This window comes from Halomonas organivorans (genome assembly GCF_014192055.1).
In the GTDB taxonomy this organism is placed as follows: Bacteria; Pseudomonadota; Gammaproteobacteria; order Pseudomonadales; family Halomonadaceae; genus Halomonas; species Halomonas organivorans.
In genome coordinates this window covers 209,118-230,807 of record NZ_JACHXM010000004.1, presented here as the reverse complement: position 1 = coordinate 230,807, position 21,690 = coordinate 209,118, and the positions used below count along the sequence as shown (strand labels likewise).

General features: G+C 64.9%; 25 protein-coding genes. 12 read left to right on the top strand and 13 right to left on the bottom strand.

Annotated features, from left to right (window positions below; genetic code table 11):
- Positions 1–21: 21 nt before the first annotated feature.
- Complete coding sequence (locus tag FHR96_RS06765; protein WP_343066344.1) at positions 22–612, bottom strand: DUF4202 domain-containing protein; 591 nt, start codon at positions 610–612, stop codon at positions 22–24.
- Between the two features lie 148 nt (positions 613–760).
- Here FHR96_RS06765 and FHR96_RS06760 point away from each other — a divergent pair, with 148 nt between their 5' ends.
- On the top strand, positions 761–1,687 hold the full coding sequence (locus FHR96_RS06760) for a glycerophosphodiester phosphodiesterase (protein ID WP_183386889.1): 927 nt from the start codon (positions 761–763) through the stop codon (positions 1,685–1,687).
- A 158-nt stretch (positions 1,688–1,845) separates the two neighbouring features.
- Here FHR96_RS06760 and FHR96_RS06755 read toward each other — a convergent pair whose 3' ends face one another.
- From FHR96_RS06755 to FHR96_RS06745, 3 genes are all read right to left on the bottom strand, one after another.
- Entirely contained in the window at positions 1,846–2,334 is a 489-nt protein-coding gene (locus tag FHR96_RS06755; RefSeq protein ID WP_183386888.1) for a gamma-glutamylcyclotransferase family protein, read from the bottom strand.
- 91 nt (positions 2,335–2,425) lie between these two features.
- Complete coding sequence (locus tag FHR96_RS06750) at positions 2,426–4,222, bottom strand: hypothetical protein (RefSeq protein WP_183386887.1); 1,797 nt, start codon at positions 4,220–4,222, stop codon at positions 2,426–2,428.
- An 82-nt stretch (positions 4,223–4,304) separates the two neighbouring features.
- On the bottom strand, positions 4,305–4,745 hold the full coding sequence (locus tag FHR96_RS06745; RefSeq protein WP_246392824.1) for a hypothetical protein: 441 nt from the start codon (positions 4,743–4,745) through the stop codon (positions 4,305–4,307).
- 676 nt (positions 4,746–5,421) lie between these two features.
- Between FHR96_RS06745 and FHR96_RS06740 the strand changes: the two genes are divergently transcribed.
- Positions 5,422–6,426 carry an aldo/keto reductase gene (locus tag FHR96_RS06740; protein WP_183386886.1) on the top strand — a complete coding sequence of 335 codons (1,005 nt, stop codon included), beginning with the start codon at positions 5,422–5,424 and terminating at the stop codon, positions 6,424–6,426.
- Positions 6,427–6,456: 30 nt separating this feature from the next.
- Here the strand turns inward: FHR96_RS06740 and FHR96_RS06735 are convergent, their stop codons facing one another.
- The 3 genes from FHR96_RS06735 to FHR96_RS06725 all read right to left on the bottom strand — a co-directional run bounded on the left by FHR96_RS06735 (position 6,457) and on the right by FHR96_RS06725 (position 8,379).
- A complete protein-coding gene (locus tag FHR96_RS06735; protein WP_183386885.1) occupies positions 6,457–6,681 on the bottom strand; it encodes a type II toxin-antitoxin system Phd/YefM family antitoxin in 225 nt (74 codons plus the stop codon).
- A 94-nt stretch (positions 6,682–6,775) separates the two neighbouring features.
- A complete protein-coding gene (locus FHR96_RS06730) occupies positions 6,776–7,756 on the bottom strand; it encodes a DUF4349 domain-containing protein (RefSeq protein ID WP_183386884.1) in 981 nt (326 codons plus the stop codon).
- Between the two features lie 71 nt (positions 7,757–7,827).
- A complete protein-coding gene (locus FHR96_RS06725; RefSeq protein WP_183386883.1) occupies positions 7,828–8,379 on the bottom strand; it encodes a porin family protein in 552 nt (183 codons plus the stop codon).
- Positions 8,380–8,538: 159 nt separating this feature from the next.
- Here FHR96_RS06725 and FHR96_RS06720 point away from each other — a divergent pair, with 159 nt between their 5' ends.
- The 8 genes from FHR96_RS06720 (at position 8,539) to FHR96_RS06685 (ending at position 14,493) form a co-directional block, all read left to right on the top strand.
- Positions 8,539–9,198 carry a hypothetical protein gene (locus FHR96_RS06720; RefSeq protein ID WP_183386882.1) on the top strand — a complete coding sequence of 220 codons (660 nt, stop codon included), beginning with the start codon at positions 8,539–8,541 and terminating at the stop codon, positions 9,196–9,198.
- An 83-nt stretch (positions 9,199–9,281) separates the two neighbouring features.
- The gene (locus tag FHR96_RS06715) at positions 9,282–9,431 is read left to right on the top strand and encodes a hypothetical protein (protein ID WP_183386881.1); all 150 of its coding nucleotides are present in this window, start codon (positions 9,282–9,284) and stop codon (positions 9,429–9,431) included.
- Positions 9,431–10,165, top strand: a complete 735-nt coding sequence (locus tag FHR96_RS06710; protein ID WP_183386880.1) for a metal ABC transporter ATP-binding protein — start codon at positions 9,431–9,433, stop codon at positions 10,163–10,165. The genes FHR96_RS06715 and FHR96_RS06710 overlap by 1 nt, the downstream gene beginning before the upstream one ends.
- The gene (locus FHR96_RS06705) at positions 10,149–11,042 is read left to right on the top strand and encodes a metal ABC transporter permease (RefSeq protein WP_183386879.1); all 894 of its coding nucleotides are present in this window, start codon (positions 10,149–10,151) and stop codon (positions 11,040–11,042) included. Before FHR96_RS06710 ends, FHR96_RS06705 begins: the two co-directional genes overlap by 17 nt.
- A gap of 54 nt (positions 11,043–11,096) precedes the next feature.
- Complete coding sequence (locus FHR96_RS06700) at positions 11,097–12,170, top strand: metal ABC transporter solute-binding protein, Zn/Mn family (RefSeq protein ID WP_183386878.1); 1,074 nt, start codon at positions 11,097–11,099, stop codon at positions 12,168–12,170.
- Positions 12,171–12,280: 110 nt separating this feature from the next.
- Positions 12,281–13,198: a LysR family transcriptional regulator gene (locus tag FHR96_RS06695; protein ID WP_183386877.1), complete on the top strand. Its 918-nt coding sequence runs from the start codon at positions 12,281–12,283 to the stop codon at positions 13,196–13,198.
- A gap of 88 nt (positions 13,199–13,286) precedes the next feature.
- A complete protein-coding gene (locus FHR96_RS06690) occupies positions 13,287–13,670 on the top strand; it encodes a DoxX family protein (RefSeq protein WP_183386876.1) in 384 nt (127 codons plus the stop codon).
- Between the two features lie 70 nt (positions 13,671–13,740).
- Positions 13,741–14,493 (top strand): DODA-type extradiol aromatic ring-opening family dioxygenase, encoded by a 753-nt coding sequence (locus tag FHR96_RS06685; RefSeq protein WP_183386875.1) that lies wholly within the window; start codon positions 13,741–13,743, stop codon positions 14,491–14,493.
- A 71-nt stretch (positions 14,494–14,564) separates the two neighbouring features.
- On the opposite strand, the gene phnE (FHR96_RS06680) is transcribed toward FHR96_RS06685, so the two are convergent.
- The 4 genes from phnE (FHR96_RS06680) to phnD form a co-directional block, all read right to left on the bottom strand.
- A complete protein-coding gene (gene phnE, locus FHR96_RS06680; RefSeq protein WP_281378380.1) occupies positions 14,565–15,371 on the bottom strand; it encodes a phosphonate ABC transporter, permease protein PhnE in 807 nt (268 codons plus the stop codon).
- Positions 15,365–16,168 (bottom strand): phosphonate ABC transporter, permease protein PhnE, encoded by an 804-nt coding sequence (gene phnE / locus FHR96_RS06675; RefSeq protein ID WP_183386873.1) that lies wholly within the window; start codon positions 16,166–16,168, stop codon positions 15,365–15,367. Before phnE (FHR96_RS06675) ends, phnE (FHR96_RS06680) begins: the two co-directional genes overlap by 7 nt.
- Positions 16,165–16,956 (bottom strand): phosphonate ABC transporter ATP-binding protein, encoded by a 792-nt coding sequence (phnC, locus tag FHR96_RS06670; protein ID WP_183386872.1) that lies wholly within the window; start codon positions 16,954–16,956, stop codon positions 16,165–16,167. The genes phnE (FHR96_RS06675) and phnC overlap by 4 nt, the downstream gene beginning before the upstream one ends.
- A gap of 88 nt (positions 16,957–17,044) precedes the next feature.
- A complete protein-coding gene (gene phnD / locus FHR96_RS06665; RefSeq protein WP_183386943.1) occupies positions 17,045–18,040 on the bottom strand; it encodes a phosphate/phosphite/phosphonate ABC transporter substrate-binding protein in 996 nt (331 codons plus the stop codon).
- A gap of 223 nt (positions 18,041–18,263) precedes the next feature.
- Between phnD and FHR96_RS06660 the strand changes: the two genes are divergently transcribed.
- Positions 18,264–19,097 (top strand): DeoR/GlpR family DNA-binding transcription regulator, encoded by an 834-nt coding sequence (locus FHR96_RS06660; protein ID WP_183386871.1) that lies wholly within the window; start codon positions 18,264–18,266, stop codon positions 19,095–19,097.
- Entirely contained in the window at positions 19,094–19,897 is an 804-nt protein-coding gene (locus tag FHR96_RS06655; protein ID WP_183386870.1) for an HAD-IIB family hydrolase, read from the top strand. The genes FHR96_RS06660 and FHR96_RS06655 overlap by 4 nt, the downstream gene beginning before the upstream one ends.
- A gap of 70 nt (positions 19,898–19,967) precedes the next feature.
- Here FHR96_RS06655 and FHR96_RS06650 read toward each other — a convergent pair whose 3' ends face one another.
- Positions 19,968–20,924 (bottom strand): ABC transporter substrate-binding protein, encoded by a 957-nt coding sequence (locus tag FHR96_RS06650; protein ID WP_183386869.1) that lies wholly within the window; start codon positions 20,922–20,924, stop codon positions 19,968–19,970.
- A gap of 111 nt (positions 20,925–21,035) precedes the next feature.
- On the bottom strand, positions 21,036–21,569 hold the full coding sequence (gloA, locus tag FHR96_RS06645; protein ID WP_183386868.1) for a lactoylglutathione lyase: 534 nt from the start codon (positions 21,567–21,569) through the stop codon (positions 21,036–21,038).
- Positions 21,570–21,690: the final 121 nt, after the last annotated feature.

The following is a 21,690-nucleotide window of genomic DNA, read 5'->3' as shown; positions in this document are numbered from 1 at the left end:
CGGCGGCGCTCGCGGCCTCGCTCACCCCGCCAGCGCTTCCTCCACCAGGCGCCGCGCCTCGTCGCTCATCGGCAGCCCCAGGGCCAGCTCGTGGGCGCGAGGCGACATCTTCTTCCAGGTCTTCTGGACGATGCCGATCAAGTGGTCGTGATCGACCTGCTTGGAGAAATCGGCGAAGTAGTTCTCCAGGAACACCAGGCAGGCGCAGTCCTCCACCGCTTGGGTGCCCTCGTCGCGGCCCAGGCCCTGCTTGCGGATCATCGCCGCCACCCGCTCGGCGTCTTCCTCCGCATAGCCGGCCTCGCGCATCGCCCGGGCCGCCGTCTCGCCGGCGCGCTTGCCCTGGTCACGCCGCCAGGTGAGGTAGCCCACCCGGCCCTCCGGATAGTCGCCGCGCGGCACCTGCCAGCGCTGCAGATGCTGGTTGTGCACCGCCAGGCGCACCAGCTCACCAGGCGCCTCGTCGAGCGCCTCCAGCCAGGCGCTCATTCTCCCCGCGTGCCATAGTTCCAGGGGCAGCGTCTCCCCGGCCACCTCCACCCGGCGCGGATCCTCCGCATGCAGGGCATCCAGGGCGGCGAGCGCCTGTTCATAGGGGGTCGTCGTGCTCACGGGGTGTCTCCTCTTGGTCTCGGTGCTGTCACCCTGCCATGTAAGCATGTCGAGGCGCCGATGACAGCCGCGCGCTCTCGAACGAGCGTTTGCCAGCCGATGACAGGGACGTTACGTTATTGCACGGACATTCAATAAAAGGACGCTTATGAACACCTCCATTCGACTCCCGCTCGCCACCGCCCTGGCCCTGGGGATCACCGCCCCGCTAGCGGCCCAGGCCGACGCCCTCGAGCAGCAGCTCGCCGACCTGCAGGACTTCCAGGTCATCGCCCACCGCGGGGCCAGCGGCTACGCCCCCGAGCACACCTGGCCGGCCTACGAGAAGGCCCGCGAGATGGGCGCCGACTATCTCGAGCTGGACCTGCACATGAGCGCCGACGGCAAGCTGATGGTGATCCACGACGACACTCTGGACCGCACCACCGACGGCGAAGGCAAGGTGAAGGACCACACCCTCGAGGAACTCAAGGCGCTGGACGCCGGCTCCTGGTTCAACCAGGCCCACCCCGAACAGGCCGACGACGCCTACGCCGGCGCCGAGATGCTGACCCTCGACGAGGTGATCGACCGCTACGGCACCGACGTTCGCTACTACATCGAGACCAAGTCGCCCGAGCGCTACCCCGAGCTGCAGCGCGCTCTGGTCGAGACCCTCGAGGCCGAAGGCCTGGTCGAATCCGGCTCGGTGGTCATCCAGTCGTTCAGCCAGGACAGCCTGCAGCAGGTCCACGCGCTCAACGCCGACATCCCGCTGGTGCAGCTGGTGTGGTACTACCCCGAAGAGGACGGCGACGGCCTGGCCGAGTGGACCGGTGTGACCCCGGACCCGGCCGAGATCAGCGACGCCGACTTCCAGGACATCGCCGACTACGCCGTGGGCATCGGCCCCAACGTCACCTACGAAGGCGAAGACGTCATCGACGCCAGCTTCGTCGAACAGGCCCACGCCAACGGCCTGCTGGTGCACCCCTACACCATCAACGACCCCGAGCAGATGCAACGGCTGCTCGACTGGGGCGTGGACGGGATGTTCACCAACTTCCCGGATCGGTTGAAGGAAGTGGTGGAGTAAGGCGCTACGCCATCCGTGAGTTCAATTGCCATGCGGTCGGCCCGGGAGAAACTTCCCGGGCCGGCCTGTCGCCTTTCGGCCAAGAGGAGACATTCAGCAAAGCCTGATTAATACACAAAATCGCCGCGCGAAGTACGAGCGTCTACTGGATTTGATTGTTAGCGGTAAATTGTGAGCTCACGCTCGTGCCTTGTAGTGTCCGGGTCACTAATAGCCTCTACCTCTTCAATTTGCGCGATATATTCAAACGGCAACCCATTCTCACGAGCCCCGACTAAAACATGCTTCTTGTACCAAGCGTACGGCTTCAACGCAGAGTCCACTCTGGTGGCGAAATACATAATAACGGTCAATTTTCCTTGATCCGTCGTTACCTCGACTTCCTTTGCCTCGTAGCCTGATCCTAGTCCTTCCTTCCGATCAAGGTCCGGCCTTTCGACATCGGAAATTTCATAAACTACGCCGATAACCTGGTCCTCGGGGTTCCCGGTTTCTTCAGCATCACACTTCCCGGAACCATCTTTACTGACCTTATGGAATCGGAGGCTATGCGCTTCCAAAGTCGCCACTGCTACGAACCGAGCGGATGGCACGCGATCTTGTAATCGCGCGACCGACATGTTGGAACCATACGAGAAGCAGAGCATGAATTCTCCTTACCAATAACGCCTTGCTCACCGGAGAACTAGGCGCGAAGCAAATGATTTATCCGTGTGCAGCACCTTGTTATACGTCACTTTATTTATCGAGGTAACTATTCCACAAGTTGATAAACTCTATAGCATTACCTTCGGAATTTATTTCTACGGGAACAGGCTTTGATTTAACTGCAATATTCTCATCTTTCTTTATTGAAGCATGAAGATCCTTGAAAACGTTTTTTGAAGACCCCACCTCAAATCTTTTGCGCAAAAACATTGGCCAATTGCAAATAGCAATATCATCAGATTCCATACTGTAACCATACCCCTTCATTCGAGCTGAAGTCTTAGATAAGCCAAACAAATAGACTCGACTTACCTGTTTGTCTCTAGGGACTTTTAGCCGCAATGTTTTTACTAGTTCATAAACGCCATTATCTTCTATCCATGAGGAAACTTTTGATGCCCATCCATCAATTTCCTTTACGAAATTTTTCGCTCTACTCCGCAGTTTTCTTACATCATTAGTGTAATAGTCTTGCCACTTAATTTGGAAAAGAGCTAAATCTCCAGTTGTTCTATCCAATATTGCTGCATCAATATCTGTAACAACTTTTCCTCCATTTCGAATCTTAATGTTTCCATCTACAGATTTGTATCTTGTCCCTCTAAATAGGTGGTATAAATCGTTTCTCATCCAGTCTTCCCGAGGAAGAGAAAGAATGTCGGTGATATTCGGGATTCTCCAACCCTGAAGTGTTGAGGTTGATATAAATGGATTTTTTATGAGACTTGAAACAGGGCGTAGTAAAATTCCATTACCAAGGTCCACTAACAACGGAATTAAAGGCGTCGTTTGTCCTTTAAGGTTTCTTGATTCGCTAGGAGCTATTGCTATAGCATTAACTCCTCTTTCAATTAGATTTTTATCAAAATCTGTATAGTCATGTATGGAGTCAATAAGCTCAGAGGCTTTAGTCCAGATAGTCAGACTTTGAGGAATTGATATTTCCTTGTGTTTTTTCAGTGCTGTCAATGCAAATCTTACGTGCTTCATATGCAACGCAGATATTACAGCAACTATTAGAGTTAGCTCAGAACCTGTAACGTCATTCAATTTAACTGACGGATGTAGGCCAACATCATTTCTCCAGGCGATAGCATTCTCTATTGCAAGCGAGAAAAAGTGATTGTCAATTTCAGGAATGGCATTGTATCCCATCATTATTCCATTGCCAGAATCCCACGGAAAAACAAGCTCTTCCATAAGCTCATCAACATTATCTATATAATGCTTTTTTAACTCTTTCCTGGAATCTTGAAGATGGTATGCTCCCGGCAAGGTTACTTCAATTGATGGATCATCAAACTTTCCTAAAAACCACCCATTTCTATAGTCACCAATATTTTCATTGATATAGCTTTGAATGCCCGACAATAATGTAAATTCAATATTATCAGCAAACTGGCTTTCTGCTCTTTCAGTTGCCCTTATGATAATTTTTGAATCCTTTGTTTCTGCAGAAAGGAATCCTGAAACAAGCATTTCATAAGTTCTCTTTAATAACACTGCACGACCAAACTTATGTAGAAGGCTCGTCGCAAAAAGTCTTGTTTTCTCTGTGCTTTCTTGTATTGGAAATCCATCTGGTTTTACGGGAACAAAGAGGTGCTCTAATGCCAAATTCCATCCAAGCTGAATTATTTCAAAGTCAGGAGCAGATAATGAATTCTCAGATGGAAGTATATCTTTGAATACTGACCAATAGTCGAGTATGCGCATTATTTCTGTAAACAGAACAAATTTGTTCAGATCATCCTTAGGAAGCACGGAAAGTGCGCCTTGCAACTCCTTCTTTGATAGCTCCAGTATTTTATCGCTCATAATATCCATTTTTTAAACCTACATTAGCAGTTTTTGACGTATAATGCGGAGCGCATCAGCGCACGTTAGTGCGCCCGAGTGACGCGAATTGTTATAAATTGTCCCGGACGAACTGCTCCACACTGAGATGCCGCCCGTGTTTCTGGTAATGCCCGTCTAAGGCGTAAACCATCTTTTCCAGCGGCGCTTCGTCGTATCCAAAATCCTGAACCTCTCGAATGTAGCGCTCTATAAAGCCCTGAGGGGTGAGTTCTCGCCATTGAACCACATGTGCCAATTCATGGAAGTGAAGTCGCAACTCGTTCGCTGCATCTTTTTTCACGTAATAGGTGTCGTTGTACGTAATGCCCCCAATATCCATGTCAATGAAATCTCCCAACCCTGCTTCCCGTGACTCGGGAAAATCAGGCTTCGGAATTTCGTCGGTAACAACAAAAAATTCTGTCTGGAGGAAGCTTGGGGAATAGAAACCTTTAAAGTATTCCTCGAAGGCGGAGCAGGCTTGACGTACCTCTTCATGTGAGGAATTCACTTGGCATATCCATGCCTCGATCTTATCGATAACAACTTCTCTTTTTTATAACTGTTCAGCATTTCTTCGCCGTGCGGAGCATGGCGTATAAATGCCTGTTATACCGCACACCGCCAACTTACCAACCTATTGAAAATTTGGTACATTAATCATATCTCGGCAGTATAACACCAATCATCGTGCCGTCCGCATAACACCGATAAACGTGTGGGCCGCATTTGCCGGAAGGGCCGCTTTGGGTCGAAAACGGCCTTACCCATTATAGGATGTCGTTGGCTTTCATCATTTCACGCCAAATAAACTTCTTCACGGCTGGGGATGACTGCTACAAAGCAGCGCTCGTTACAGCACAATTGTTACTTCTTCAGGAGGCTGACGACTCATCCACAGCCGCGCTCACCTCTTCCCCCGCCTACGTCGCAGCGGGCGCCTCACGGCGCCTTCGCGATCTAAAGATCGCTCCCACGAAGAGCACTCCCACCATGCCGAACTGGGCTTGGCAGTGGCTTCACGATGATCTGCGATGAACCCATAATCGGAGACTCATTCCCCGCGCCCAGCAGATCGAGATCGCCAATTTCCCGGCGCTGGCCGAGTGGATCCACTGGGCGTGAGGCGGCATGATGCCTTCTTCTCGCTTTGCTCTCTCTTAGCCACATCGCCAACGAGGATCGCCATGTCGCCCTTCTTCGCTCGTCTCAAGGAAGTCGCTTCGCCCCGCATCGGCCTGGGCGCCATGAACCTCTCTCACGGCTACGGCAGCCCGGTGCCGGAGCCCGAAGCGGTGCGCGCCCTGCAGGCGGCGTTCGACATGGGCTATCGCCACGTGGATACCGCGACCCTCTACGGGGCCACGGCCAACGAGTCGCTGGTGGGCAAGGCGCTCGTGGGCCGACGCGACGAGCTCCTGCTGGCCAGCAAGTGCGGCATGGCCTTCGATCCCGAGCAAGGCAAGAAAGTGATCGACGGCCGCCCCGCCACGCTGCGCCGGCAGTGCGAGGCGAGCCTGGCGCGGCTGCGCACCGATCACCTGGACCTCTACTACCTGCATCGCTGGGACAAGACAGTGCCCATCGAGGAGAGCGTGGGCGAGCTGGGCCGCCTGGTGGAGGAAGGCAAGATCGGCGCGGTGGGCCTGTCCGAGGTGTCGGCCGCGACCCTGCGCCGTGCCCGGGCCGAGCATCCCATCGCCGCGGTGCAGTCGGAGTATTCGCTGTGGACGCGCAATCCAGAGATCGGGCTGATCGCGGCGTGCCGCGAGTCGGACACGGCGCTGGTGGCGTTCAGCCCGCTGGGCCGGGGCTTCCTGACGGGGGCGGTGGAGGATCCCGCCCGCCTCGAGGAGAGCGATATGCGCCGCAGCATGCCGCGCTTCAGCGCCGAACATTACCCGCACAACCTGCGCCTGCTGGACGACGTCAAGGCCGTGGCGCGGGAGCAGGACACCACACCCGGCCAGTTGGCACTGGCCTGGCTGCTGGCCAAGGGCGACGACATCATCCCGATTCCCGGGTCGCGCTCCGTCGAGCACATGCGCCAGAACCTGGCGGCGGAAGCGCTGCGCCTGGATGCCGCCACCGTCGCCCGGCTGGATGCCATGCTGACGCCCGACCAGGTGATGGGCGGCCGCTACGGCGCGGCCCAGCAGGCGGAGATCGACACCGAGGAATTCGCCGACTGACCCCGCTTCGCCCAGCAGATGCCACCGGCCTCAGGCGTCCTGCTCACGCTCCAGGTCGATGTAGAGGTTGTCCAGGTGGTCGGCGCTGGGCGTCGTCTCGCCCGTCAGCCGGTGGTAATTCTCCAGCGACATCAACACCGCATGGCGCCCGTTCCGGCGCGTGATGACGATCGGCCGATGCCGCTCGCAGACCGCTTCGCAGAGGCGCTTGAGCCTGTCGCGTGCCTTGGCGAGGGTGATGACCTCCAGGTCCATGACGTCTCTCCCCGTTCTCCCCGTGGCTGTGGGCATTCAGTCTAGCCGACTCCGCTACCCCACTCGCCCGGGGCCAGCGGACCGGGCCCCGGCATCATCCGCGGCCCGATGTGCCGTCTTCTTCCGACGCCCGGCGGCGCGTCCGTCGCCGCGCTTTCATCCGCCCCAGGCCACGCCGCAGCGGACGCCATAGCCGGCTGAGCAGCCACAGCACGGGCAGGCCGAGCACCAGCCAGGGCGTCAGGAACACTACCACCAGGATGACCTGGCCGAGCGACTCGAAGAACAGCGAAGCGCTGCGGTCGAGCGCCCGCCACAGCGGCGCCAGCACGCCGTGCTGGTGGGGTTCCACCCAGCGCTGCTCCTGGAAGCTGGCGGCGATCGCCACGCTGTCGGTCACCAGGGCCAGGTGGCGCTGCCGGCCCTGCATCGACTCGATCTCACCCTGCACCCGGGCCAGCTCCCGCTCTACCTGCAGCAGGTCCTGGATGCGCCGTTCGCTGAACTCGCGCCCCTCCTGGGCGAGCTCGGTGAGCCGCTCGCGCAGCACGACCTGCTGGGAGAGGCGAGCCTCGAGGTCGATGATCTGCTGGGTGCGGTCCTCGCGGGTGATCTCGGCGCCGCTGAGCGCCGGCGACTCGCTGATCAGCCGCAGCGGTTCGGCGTCCTCCAGGGTCGCCCGGTCGATGCGCAGGCCCAGGTCGCCGCTGGCCAGGCCGTGGCGCGGGGTGTCGAGCCGGTCGTGCTCCACCCGGCAACCCTCGGCGTCGATGCAAGCCGCCTGGATCTGCCGATAGGCGTCGATCAACGGCTCGGCCGCCTCGAACTGCAGCCGGTAGGCGCGCCGCTCCTCGATGCGGGCGTCGGAGGTGCCATCCGCAGCGTCGGGCACCGCGGCGCGGCCGGCCTCCATCTTGGGTGCCTGGCTCACCAGGGCTTCGCTGGGGAAACGGCTCGCTTCGAAAGAGGCGCTGCGGGTGGCATCCTGCGGGGCGGGGCCGTCACAGCCGGCCAATGCCCAGGTCAGGCCCAGGGCGAGCAGCGGCAGGCGGCGACGGCGGAGAAAGGCGGGCATCGGCGGGTCGTCCATGGCACGAGAGTCGCTTCCAGCGTAGCACCCGCGCCATGGCAGGGAGGTCGAGCCGACTAGAAGGTGTAGACGACGCCGGCGCTGACCATGTCGATGTCGCCGATCTCGTCGGTGTCGATGCGCTCGACCTCCACGCGGCCGGTAATGTCGAGCAGCTCGAAGCGCGCGCCCAGGCCGTAGATCGGGTCGGTGCCGGAATCATCGCGGTTCAGGCCGGCGCCGCGCCGCTCGACATCCCAGTCGGCCATGCCGGCCTTGGCATAGACGCCCAGCGGGCCGAAGCTGAGGCCGGCCACGCCCATGGCCTCGAACGCTTCCACGTCCAGGGTCGCCGAGCGGCCGTCCACCTCGCCGTCGAGGGTGCCGCCGTTGACGTAGCCGAGCTCGGCGCCGAGATCGAGGAAGGGCAGCCAGCCGACGTTATAGCCGGCGCTCAGCTTCCACAGCTCTGCCTCGTCGTCGAAGTCGTTGTCGCCGTGCATCTGGCCGACGCCACCGCCGAGGTAGAACCCGGTGGAACCGGTGGCCAGGGCCGGTGCGGCGGTCAGGGTCAGGCCGGTCGCCAGGGAGACGGCGAGCAGGGAACGCAGCGGGGTCATGCGGGACATGTCGATTCCTTCCGAACGCTTGGGATGAAGGCCGGCAGTGTAGCGCGCCGAGGGGGTCGCGGTAAGGTCGCTGACGACAGCGCGCCCGCCGCCTCGAATCGGCCACGAGCGTCGCCACAATGCTAGGATGCCTGAGCTTGAAGACTTTGGAGATCCTCGATGCCCCGCCGCCTGCTGCACTGCCTCGCCCCGCTGCTGTTCTGCCTGCCCCTGCCGGCGCTCGCCCAATCGACCTCGGCCGAGTGGCAGGCCTACGAGGACGCCTTGTCCCGCGGCGCCCGCCAGGCCGAGCTGTGGCAGTGGGGCTGGTCAGGGGTCTACGCCGGCAGCCTGGCGTGGAACGCCTGGCAGGCCAGCGAGGCCGACGACGAGGACGACCGCTTCGATGCCCGGGTCGGCACCCTGAAGTCGGCCATCGCCCTGGGCGGGCTGCTGGTCGACCGCCAGCCGCATCCCGCGGCCTATCAACGGCTCCGGGACAGCGACGGCGACGTGGAAGCGGCGCGCCGGCTGATCCAGGCGGTGGCCGAGGAGGAGCGGCAGCGGCGTAGCTGGCAGGCCCGCCTGGGGTCGCTGGCGGTCAACGCCGCGGCGGGGCTGGCGATCGGCGTCGGCGACGATCGCCCCGACGACGGCGCGCTCAACTTCGCCACCGGCATGCTGGTGAGCGAGCTGCAGCTGCGCACCCAGCCGGGCCAGGCCATGGCGGCGGTGAACCGTTTCCAGCCCGCGCGGCTGACGATCGGCGAACTGACCCTTGAGGGCGAAGTCGCCTGGCTGGTCACCCCGCAGCGGCTGGGCGTGGTGCTGCGCTACTGATCCGGCGGCCGGTGCCACACGGCGCTGGCGAGCGCCGATATTGTTATGTTATAACCACGCCACTTTCGCGGAGACGTTTCACCATGGCGCATCGCCCCCACCGCCATCGCCCCGAGGGGCCCTGTCATTTTTCGCTGATGTCGCTGTCGGCACCGCGCCGGCTGCTGCTGGTCGCTGCCCCGCTGGTGGCGCTGTGGCTGGCTGTGGCCTGGGCGACGGGAGGCTTCTCCTGATGGCCCGCCTCAAGCTCCACGACCTGCAGCTCGCCCGCGGCGGCCAGACGGTGCTGGAACACCTCGACGGCCGCTTCCAGGACGGCGCGGTGACCGCGCTGATCGGCGCCAACGGCGCCGGCAAGAGCACCCTGATCTCGGCCATCATGGGCATGCTGACGCCGGTGGCCGGCCGTGTGGAGTGCGCGGTGCCCCGCGAGCGCTGCGCCTGGCTGCCCCAGCAGCTGGCCCTCGACCTCACCTTCCCGATGAGCGTGGAAGAGCTGATCATGAGCGGCACCTGGCCCAGCCACGGCGCCTTCAAGGGCTACTGCGGCCCGCACTACCGGCGTGGGCGCGAGATCATGGCGCGCCTGGGCATCTCGCACCTGGCCCATCGCCAGCTCGGCGAGCTCTCCGGCGGCCAGCGCCAGCGCGCCCTGCTCGGCCGCACCCTGATGCAGGAGGCCGAACTGCTGCTGCTCGACGAGCCCTTCGCCAACGTCGACATCGAGACCGTCGAAGTGCTGATGGAGGTGCTGCGCGACATGGCCCGCGAGGGCGCCACCCTGATCGTGGTACTGCACGACATGGAACAGCTGGCCCGACTGGCCGACGACGTGCTGCTGCTGGCCGGCGGCCACGGCCGCTGGGTCAGCCCCGAGGCGCTGCTCGAGCATCACACCGGCCAAGCGACCCGCGCTCCGCGCCTGCCTTTCGACTTTCCCGAGGACTCCCATGCTGGCACTGCTTGACGCCTGGTTCGTCGCCCCCTTCGACTACGGCTTCATGCAGCGCGCCCTGGTGGCCGGCCTGGCGCTGTCGCTGGCCGCCCCGCCGTTGGGCGTGTTCCTGATGCTGCGCGGCATGAGCCTGATCGGCGACGCCATGTCCCACGCCATCCTGCCCGGCGTGGCGCTGGGCTTCCTGTTCGCCGGCTTCTCGCTGCCGATGATGAGCCTCGGCGGCATCCTCTCGGGGCTGCTGGTGGCGGTGCTGGCCGGTAGCGTCTCGCAGATGACCGGCCACCGCGAGGACTCGGCGATGGCCAGCTTCTTCCTGATCTCGCTGGCCGCCGGGGTGATGATGGTGTCGCTGGGCGGCAGCAGCGTCGACCTCACCCACGTGCTGTTCGGCTCGATCCTGGCGGTGGACTCCACCGCGCTGCTGCTGATCGCCGGCATCGCCACCCTGATCGTGCTCGCCCTGGCGGTGATCTTCCGCGCCCTGGTGGTGGAGTGCCTGGACCCGCTGTTCCTGCGCGGCCAGGGCGTGCGCGGCGGCCTGGTGCACGGCGTCTTCCTGGGGCTGGTGGTGCTCAACCTCACCGCCGGCTTCCAGACGCTGGGCACCCTGATGGCGGTGGGCCTGATGATGCTGCCGGCCACTACCGCGCGCTTCTGGAGCAACCGCCTGGAAGGGCTGATGGTCATCGCCATCGGCGTGGCGCTGGTCGCCAGCGCCGGCGGCCTGCTGCTCTCCTACCACCTGAGCCTGCCATCGGGCCCGGCGATCATCCTGCTGGCCGGCATGGCCTACGTGGCCTCGGCGTTGTTCGGCCGCCAGCACAGCCTGAGCGCCCGCTTCCGGCGCCGCGCCGCGCCCTTGAACCCGTCAGGCCCTGCGTCCTGACGCCGCGTTCCCTTGCTTCCTACACCCTCGTTTCCACCGACGGAGCCCGACCCGATGCCCTTCGCCAAGCCTTCCGCCCTCGCCGCCGGCGCCGTCGCGCTGCTGACCCTGCCCGCCGCCCAGGCCGACGACCGCGTCCAGGTGCTCGCCAGCTTCAGCGTGCTCGCCGACATGGTCGAGCAGATCGGCGGCGACCACGTCGAGGTCACCGCCCTGGTCGGCCCCGACAGCGACGCCCACGTCTTCACGCCGCGGCCCACCGACGCCCGGGCCTTGGCCGAGGCCGACCTGGTGGTGCTCAACGGCCTGCAGTTCGAGGGCTGGATGTCGCGGCTGGTCGAGGCCAGCGACTACGCGGGGCCGACGGTGGTGGCCACCGACGGCATCGAGGCCGCGCTCGGCGAGGCGGCCAGCGAGGATCATGGGCACGAGGCACCTGCCCATGACGATGCCCACGGCGGCTCTCACGACGACTCTCACGATCATGACCACGATGACCACGGGCACGACGATCACGACCACGACCATGGTCATGGGCACGACGATCACGGGCATGACCACGCGCATGGCGGCTTGAACCCCCACGCCTGGCTGGACCTGGGCCTGGGCGAGCTCTACGTCGACAACATCCGCGACGGCCTGATCGCCGCCGACCCGGCCCACGAGGCGGACTACCGCGAGCGCGCGGCAGATTACCAGGCGCGGATCGACGCCCTGGACGCCGAGGTGCGCACGCTGATGGACGAGCTGCCCGAGCACACCGCGGTGATCACCGGCCACCAGTCCTTCAGCCACTTCTCCCGTGCCTACGGCGTCGACTTCCTGTCGCCGGTCGGGCTGTCCACCGAGGCCGAGCCCAGTGCGGCGCGCATGGCCGAGCTGATCGAGGTGATCCGCAAGCACGGAGTCCAGGCGCTGTTCCAGGAGAACATGACCAGCCCCGCCATCATCGAGCAGCTTTCCGAAGAGACCGGCCTGCCGATCGCCGGCACCCTCTATTCCGGCGCCCTGGCCTCCGATGGGGAAGCCAGCAACTGGCTCGGCATGATGCGCCACAACGCCGAACTGCTCCACGATGCCCTGGCGGCGCCGGACGCGGCCCACGAGCACGGCGACCACGATCACTGAGCCACCCCGCGCTCCCCTCGCACGACGCCGCCTCCGGGCGGCGTTGTCGTGATGGACGCACTGGCGTGAGAGTATGGCCATACATCGGCCACGCCCTGGAGCCCCCGCCCATGAACCTGCTGGACGCCATGACCGCCTTCGTGCGGGTCGCCGAACTGGGCAGCTACACCCGGGCCGCCGAGGCCCTGGACCTGTCGCGGACGCGGATCTCGCGGCTGGTCATGGAGCTCGAGGAACACCTCCAGATGCGCCTGCTCCAGCGCACCACCCGACGCCTTCACCTGACAGAGGCCGGGGAACGCTACCTGGCGCGTGCCCAGGGCATCCTCCAGGCCCTGCAGGACGCCGAGGCCGAAGCCGGCGCCGGGCTCTGCGAGGTTCGCGGCCGGCTGCGCCTCAACGGCCCGATGAGCTTCGGCATCCGCTACCTCTCGCCCCTGGTGGCCCGCTTCATGGCCGAGCACACCGACCTGGAGGTCCGCCTGGACCTCAACGACCGGCGCGTCGACCTGCTGGAGGAGGGCTACGACCTGGCGATCCGCATCGGCGCCCTGCCGGACTCCAGCCTGGTGGCCCGACGCCTGACGCGCTGCCGGATGGTGCTCTGCGCCTCCCCCGACTACCTGGCTGCCCACGGCGAGCCGCGCTCGGTGGCGGAGCTCGCCGATCACCGCTGCCTGCGCTACCTCACCTCGCGGGGCGGCGACTGGTGGCTGGACGGGAAACGCCTGACGGTGTCAGGGCCGCTGGACAGCAACAACGGCGACGTCCTGACGCCGGCCGCCGAGGCCGGCCTGGGGATCGTCCAGCAGCCCAGCTTCCTGGTCGCCGACAGCCTGCGCGAGGGCCGGCTGGTGCCCGTGCTGCCCGAGGCGACGCCGGAGGTGCTGGGGATCTACGGCGTCTATCCCGCGCGACGCTTCCTGCCCGCCAAGGTGACACGTTGCCTCGACTTCCTGGCCGAGGAATGGGGCGACCCGCCGGCCTGGGAGCGAGGCCTGCCATTGTCGCCTTTTTCGCAACAGTGATGTGCGATGCAAGGGGATTATCCCGAACCACTCCAGGGCTAGAGTACGCCCACACCCTGACGACACGACAACCCCCTGGAGGTGTCCCATGCAGAACAACGCCATTACCCTGCTCCGCCTGACCCTGGGCATCGCCGCCCTGGCCCACGGCCTGCTCAAGGTGTTCGTCTTCACCGTGCCCGGCACCGTCGGCTATTTCGAGTCCCTGGGCCTGCCCGCCGTGTTCGCCTATCTGACGATCCTCGCCGAGGTCGGCGGCGGCCTGGCCCTGCTGCTCGGCGTCTACACCCGCTGGATCAGCCTGGCCCTGATCCCGACGCTGCTCGGCGCCGTCTGGGTGCACTCCGGCAACGGCTGGGTGTTCACCAACGAGGGCGGCGGCTGGGAGTACCCGGTCTTCTGGGCCATCGCCCTGCTGGTGCAGGCCGGGCTGGGAGGCGGACGCCTGATTCTGCATCCCCGCTTCGCCTGAGCGCCGCGACGCCGCCCGCCCGGGCGGCGTCGTCCCCCTTCCGCCCTTCCCCGACCAGGAGACCGCGATCATGTTACCCAGCCTGTTCATCTCCCACGGTTCGCCGATGCTGGCGCTGACTCGCACTCCGGCCCACGATTTCCTGCGCGAACTGGGCCGGACCCTGCGGCCGACCGCGGTGGTGGTGGTCTCGGCCCACTGGGCCAGCCGCCGCCTGATGGTCAGCGTCAGCGAGCGCCCGGAAACCATCCACGACTTCGGCGGCTTTCCCCGCGAGCTCTTCGAGTGCCAGTACCCGGCGCCGGGCGAACCCGAGCTTGCCAAGCGCCTGGCCCGCGAGCTCAACGCCGTGCCGGTGGAACGCGGCCTGGATCACGGCGCCTGGGTGCCGCTGTCGCTGATGTACCCCGAGGCCGACGTGCCGGTGGTCTCGCTGTCGCTGCCCACCGGCTGGTCCAACGCCGAGCTGGCGGCGCTCGGCGAGCGGCTCGCCGCGCTCTTGCGCAAACGGGAGGGCGAGGAGAACGTGCTGGTGATCGGCTCCGGCAGCCTGACCCACGACCTGCGCTCGCTGCAGGCCCTGGACGCGCCGACGCCCGCCTGGGTCGACGAGTTCGCCGATTGGGTCCATGACCGCCTGAGCGCCGACGACCGCGAGGCCCTGCTCGACTGGCAGCGCGCGCCCCAGGCGCTCGCCAACCATCCCACGCCCGAACACTTCCAGCCGCTGCTGGTGGCCATGGGCGCCGGCGGACAGGCCGAGCGGCGCCACCACAGCGTGGAGCACGGGGTGCTGAGCATGGATCTCTACGCCTTCGCTTGACGCGCTTTTCGGGCGCCACCAACGAACGAGGCCGCCCCGAAGGGCGGCCTCGTCGACGCCGATACCCGGCACTACAGCACCCGCTTGCGTAGCCAGGCGGCCACGGCCTCCCCCGCTACCACCAGCACGACGATCGCCAGCAGTACGGTGGCGACGGTCGGCCAGGCCAGGGTATCGATGGCCCCCTGCAGGATCACCCCGATCCCGCCGGCCCCCACCAGGCCGAGCACGGTGGATTCACGCAGGTTGATGTCCCAGCGCAGGATGCTGACGGCGAAGAAGGTCGGCATCACCTGCGGCACGATGGCGTAGAGGATCACCTTGGCGCGCGAGGCGCCGGTCGCTTCCAGGGCTTCCACCGGTCGGCGGTCGATCTCCTCGATCGCCTCGCCCATCAGCTTGCCGAGAAACCCCAGCGAGCGGAACATGATCGCGATGATCCCCGCCAGCACGCCCGGCCCGAAGATGGCAACAAACAACAGCGCCCAGATCAGCGTGTTCACCGAGCGGCTGGAGACCAGGATGAAGCGTCCCAGCCACAGCGTGAAGCGATTGGGGGTAGTGTTCTGGGCCGCGATGTAGGCGATCGGCAGCGACGCGAACACCGCCACGAAGGTCGCCAGCGTGGCGATGTTGAGCGTCTCGACCAGCGCCCAGAAGATCGGCGTCAGGTCGCTGAAGTCCGGCGGCACCATGCGCCGGAACAGGTCGCCGATCTGTGCCGGGGCGTCCCAGACCCAGGGCCAGATGATGTCGATCGACACCAGCGACCAGCCCACCGCCAGCGCCATCACGGCGAAGCCGGCAAAGCGTTTCCATCGCTGCTGGGGCGTGTAGCGCGACCAGGCGCGCTCGGCCACGGTTTGCTGTGTCACCAGATCGCCCTCCGAATGCGCCCGCTGATGGCCTCGCTGACCAGGATCACGGCGATGATTACCAGGGTGATGGCCAGCGCGAAGTCGTAGTCGTAGCGGCCGAAGGCGTTCATCAGCGTCGAGCCAATGCCGCCCGCACCGACGATGCCCACCACCGCGGAGGCGCGCAGGTTGCTGTCGAGCTGATAGATCGACAGGCCGATCTGGCGCGGCATGATCTGCGGCAGCACGGCGAACTGCAGCACGGTGAGATAGCGGGTACCGCTGGCGCGCAGCGCCTCGACCTGCCCCCAGTCGATCTCCTCGATGCGCTCGGCCAGCATCTTGGCCACGAAGCCGATGGAATAGATGGTCAAGGTCAGGATCCCGGCCACCGGCCCGAACCCCACCGCCTTGACGAACAGGATCGCCACGATCACCGGGTGAAAGCTGCGGGCGATGATGATCAGCGCCCGGCCGATCAGGTAGACCGGCTTGGCGGCGATGTTGCGCGCCGCCATGAAGGCGATGGGCACGCTGAGTCCCAGCCCCAGCAGCGTCGCGAGAATGGCGATCTGCAGGCTCTCCAGGAAACCCTTGATGAGCAGCTCGTGGCGCACGAAGCTCGGCGGGAAGGCGCCCGAGAAGATGCGCGCGGCGCGTTCGATGCCCTGGCTGATGCGCGCCCAGTCGAACGGCAGCGTCGAGGCCGCCCAGCCCAGGTAGACCAGCGCGCCGAGCATGAGCCCCCAGCGCAGCCAGGGGTTGGCGATGAACGGCGGCTTGCGCCAGGTTCGCGGGGCAGTCGTGGCGTCGCTCATGAGATCACCGCCCGAGCGGTATCCTGCTCTGCCTGCTGCCGATCCTCCGCGGGCGTGCCGCTGTAGACGGCATCCATCGCGTCCTGGTCGAGTTCGTCGGGCTTGCCGTCGAAGATCAGCCGCCCGAAACGCATGCCGACGATGCGCTGAGTGTATTCGCGCGCCTCGCCGACGTTGTGGATATTGATCAGTACCGGTAGCTGCAGCTCCTGGGAAAGGGTCTGCAGCAGCTCCATGATCTGGCGCGAGCTGACCGGATCGAGCGAGGCGGTTGGTTCGTCGGCGAGCAGGATCTCGGGATTCTGCATCAGCGCCCGCACCACGCCCACGCGCTGGCGCTCGCCGCCGGACAGCTCGTCGGCCCGCTTGCTGGCGTAGTGGGCGATGCCGACGCGTTCCATGAGCTCGTAGGCCCGCTCGATGTCCTCGGCGGGATACTTGCGCAGCGCGGCACGCCAGTAGGGAATGTATCCCAGCCGCCCGCACTGCACGTTCTCCATCACGGTCAGGCGATCGACCAGGTTGAAGCCCTGGAAGATCATGCCGATGCGTCGGCGCGCCTTGCGCAGTTCGTCGCCCTTGAGCCGGGTCAGCTCGGCGCCGTTGAGCTCGATACTGCCCGAGGTCGGCTCGACCAGCCGGTTGATGCAGCGCAGCAGGGTGCTCTTCCCGGCCCCCGAGGCGCCGATGATCGACACCACCGATTCGCCGGGCACCTCGAGGTCCAGGTCGCGAAGCACCGGCTCGCCGTGCCCGTAGCGTTTGACTAACTGTCGGATTCGCAACATCTCATTCTCCTCGCCCGGCCCCTCTCGCGAGGGGCCGGGCGTCAGTGGCCGCGGCGCCGGACCGGCGCCGCCGTCCGTCTCGGCGGACTCAGCCTTCCAGGTTGTCGGTGGTGTAGGTCACACCATTGGCTTCCTGGATGTCGCGAATGACCTCCCAGTCGTTCTTGTAGGTCACCGGCACGAACTTGGTGACGCCTTCGAACTCATCGCCGAGTTCGGTGCCCTGCATGTCGAAGGTGAAGAACGCTTCCTTGATCTTGTCGATCAGCTCGGGCTTGAGGTTGTGGGCGTAGGTGTACGAGGTGGTGGGAAACGGCTTGGATTCATAGACGATCTTGACCTCCTCGGGGTCGTAGAGGCCGCGCTCGGCCATGCGATCGACCACCTCGGACGCCACCGGGGCGGCATCGTAGTCGCCGGCGACCACGCCGAGCATCGACTGGTCGTGGGAGCCCGAGTACACCACCTCGTAGTCTTCGTCCGGCACGATGCCCATCTTCGGGAACAGCGCGCGCGGCGCGAGGTTGCCGGAGTTGGAGGTCGGCGAGGTGTGAGCGACACGCTTGCCCGCCAGGTCTTCCATGCTGTCGATACCGCTGTCCTTGCGGGTATAGAGCTGCAGCGTGTAACCGAACTCGCCGTCCTCGGAGCCCATGATGGCAAACGGCACCGCTCCGGCGAGGTTGACCGCGAAGGGCGTCGGCCCGGTGGAGAAGCCGGCGACGTGAATGCGGTTGCTGCGCATGGCCTCGATCTCGGCGGCATTGGACTGCACCGCATAGAAGCGCACGTCCTTGCCGGTCACCTCGCGCATGTGCTCGATGAACGGTTCCCAGATATCGGCGTAGATGGCCGGATCCTCGACCGGGGTGTAGGCAAAGATCAGCGTGTCCGGATCGAGGTATTCGCCGGGATCGCTGGGCGCGTCGGCGACCATGTCGCCGTTGGCGTCGCAGTAGATCGGTGCCAGGTCGCCACGCTGCGGACAATCGTCGGCGGCCTGTGCCGTGAACGGCAGGGTCGCCAGCAGGGCCGCGGTGAGCAGGCTTCCGGAGCGCCGGCGGCCGGGCGTCACGGGCGCCATGCCGGACAGCGTTGCCACGAGAGAGCGGAAGGAAGAGTCGAGCATCATGGCGAGGGCTCCTTGTGTCCCCTGAACTGTGATTATTGGTGTGGGGTTTCACAGGAGGCTAGTCATGAAATTTGGCTTTCACAACACAATGACGGCCAAATTCGCCTATAGTCGCAATTCAATGTGGTAAACCACAGATTAGAGTGTGGACAACGCCCAGCCGGAGCCCCTCGTCATGAGCCGCAAACCGCGCAAGGACGAACGTCACGCCGAGATCCTCGAGGCCCTGCGCTACACCCCTCACGTGCGCATCGCCGCGCTGGCGTCCCGCTTCGGCGTCACGACCGAGACGATTCGTCGCGACCTGGACTCGCTCAGCGACCAGGGCCTCCTCGATCGCGCGCACGGCGGCGCCGTGGCCCGCCCCATGGGCATCCAGCCGCCCATCGACGAGCGCGAACGGGCCACCGTCGACGAGCGTCGGGCCATCTCCCATGCCGCCGCCCGGCTGGTGGAGCCGGGGCAGGTGGTGATGATCGACGCCGGTTCCACCACCACCCAGCTCGCCTGGCAGCTCGGCGCCAGCGGCGAGGCGCTGACCGTGATTACCAACAGCTATCCGGTGGCGAGCGCCATGGCCTCGTCGGCGGCGCGGCTGATTCTCTGCCCCGGTGACTTCAATGCCCGCGAGGGCGGCGTGTTCGGCCAGGACACCACCGACTACCTGTCACGCTTTCACGCCAACATCGCGTTCATCGGCGCCAGCGGCCTCACCGGAGAGGGCATCCTCGACGTCAATCGCGACGCCGCCTGGGTGAAACGGCGACTGATCGAACGCAGCGAGCGCACCTACCTGCTCGTCGATCACACCAAGTTCGCACAGACCGTGCTCGAGCTCGTGGCGCCGCTGAGCGTGCTCGACGGCATCGTTACCGATCGCCAGCCCCCCGAGGCCCTGGCCCGGCACCTGCAACGCGCCGGCGTGGCGGTGCACGTCGCCGACCCGGCGCCGGCCGAGCATCGATTGCTGCCGGCCGATCCGCAACGCTCTTCCGAGGACATCGCATGACGGCACCCACTTCCCTCAAGTCGGCATCGCCGCAAGAGCTGGCCCGCGTCTCGGTGGTCCTCACCGATGTCGACGACACCCTGACCCGCCACGGCCAGCTGGCCAGCACCACGCTGGCCGCCATCGAGCGGCTGGCCGCCGCTGGCGTCACGGTGATTCCCGTCACCGGCGGCTGCGCCGGCTGGTGCGACCATATCGTCCGCGCCTGGCCGGTGGCGGCGGTGATCGGGGAAAGCGGCGCCTTTCGCTTCCGGCGCACGGCGAGCGGGGGACTGGACGTGCACAGCGTGCGCCCATTGCCGGCGCTGCGCGAGGAGCAGCAACGCCTGCTGGCGATCGCCGAACGCACCATGCGCGACGTCCCCGGGGCCCGGCTCGCCGCCGACCAGCCCTATCGCCTGGCCGATGTCGCCGTCGATCATGCCCAGGACGTCGAGCCGCTCGACGCCGCCGCGATCGACCAGCTGATCGTGGCCTTTCGGGAAGCCGGCGCCAGTGCCCGGGCGAGCTCGATCCACGTCAACGCCTGGTTCGGCGATCATGACAAGGCGACCATGGCCTCCTGGGTGCTGGAGCACGATCTCGGCCTCGATGCCGAGGCGTGTCGCGAGCGCGTGCTGTTCATCGGCGATGCCCCCAACGACGCCTCGCTGTTTCAACGCCACCCCCTCGGCGTGGGCGTGGCCAACCTGGCCCCGCACCTCGATCACCTGCCGTGCCCGCCACGCTGGCTGTGCGATGCCAGCCACGGCGAAGGGTTCGTGGAAATGGCCGAGGCCCTGCTGGCGTCGCGCCGGTGAGCCGCCATCCCCCAACGAACGAGGCCGCCCCGAAGGGCGGCCTCGTCGTGCAGGGCGGCGTTGGCCGAGATCAGGCCTCGGGAATCTCCAGCGCCTGCTGCACCACCGGCCAGGCCGGCTGGCCGTCGCGGGTGGTCACGCCGTCGAGGAAGGCCTGGACCTTCGCCGGATGCGCCCGCAGCCACTCCAGGGCCACCGCGTCCGGCTCGCGCTCCTCGTAGCTGAAGCCGAGGATCATCTTGCTCTGGTCGTCGGCAGTGAAGCTCAGCTGGTCGAGCAGACGCGTCGCATTGGGATGCGCGTCGGCGAAGTCGGTGGTCACCAGGGTCTTCACGTCGCTCGAGCCCTGGTTCGGCCCCCACAGGTCCTCGGGATCGTCGAGGTACTTCACGTCGTATTCGATGTTCATCCAGTGCGGCGTCCAACCGGCGAAGACGATCCACTCGTCGCGCGAGATGGCGCTCTTCACCGCGCTGAGCATGCCCGGGGTGGAGGTTTCGGAGAGGCGCCAGTCGCCCAGGCCGTAGGCGTCGTCTTCCACCGCCCCGTTGAGGATCTCGCTCATCCCGGTGCCCGCCTCGATGGAGTAGACGGTGCTCTCCAGCTGGTCGGCGAACTCGGGGTCGTCCAACTGCTCGGCGGAGGTCAGGCCGGCGTCGTAGACGTAGGTGGGCACGGCGAAGCCGAGGCGGGCACCGTCGACGTTGTTGCCCAGATCCTTCAGCACGCCCTCTTCCATGGCGGTGTCGTACATGCCCTTCTGAGCGGGCAGCCAGCCGGCGAGGAAGACATCGACTTCGTGCTGGGTCAGCGCCTCGTAGGTGATGGTGGCACCGAGCTCGGCCGACTGGGGCGCATAGCCGAGGGTCTCGAGCAGGGTGGAGGCCAGGGCGGTCTTGACGGTCACGCCGGGCCAGGAGGGCACGGAGAAGCGGACCTGGGCCGACTCTTCGGCCTGGGCCAGGCCGCCGAAGGCCAGCAGGGAACCGGCCAGCACGAGCGAGAGGGGACGATGGGACAGGGGCATCGGGACTCCTTGGCGGGATACGCCGTGATGAAACACGCCGCAGACCCTAATGCCATCGGGCTATATCGACAAGCCGGGCCGTCAACGCTCGTCGACGGCCCGGCGCCGGCGTCAATCGCCCTTGCCGACCATCTTGGCGGCCTCGACCACCTCGATCCAGTAGCCGTCCACGTCCTTGACGAAGACCACATCCTTCATCTTGCCCTGGTCCGGGCGCTTGATGAACTCGACCTCATTGGCATCGAACCAGGCCACCGCGGCCTCCAGGTCCGGCACCGAGAAGCAGATGTGGCCGAAGCCCTGGGGCTCGGCGTTGCCGTCGTGATAGGCGAAGTCCGCCTGGTCCTCGGTGCCCCAGTTGTGGGTCAGCTCCAGCAGCCCCTTCTGGCCGAAGGTCCAGACGGTACGCTCGTCGACGTCCTCCGGCACCCGGTCCCCGTCCTCGAGCTTGGCGAGGAAGTACAGCGAGAACTGCATCTCCTCGAAGTCGAGGCGGCGCAGCACGCGCATGCCGAAGACCCGCGAGTAGAACGCCAGGGACGCCTCCGGGTCCTTGACCCGCAGCATGGTGTGGTTGAGGCGGAAACCGTCGGTGTCGCCGGTAGGCGTCTTGACGCCGGGATGTTGCTCGCCAGTGAAACTCATGGGATCTCCTTGTCCACGCTCGAAAGATATTTCAGGTATGGAGGCAAGCGGGCCATTTTTCCACCCCGCAGCCCGCAGCCCGCAGCCCGCAGCCCGCAGCCCGCAGGACCATTTTTCGATA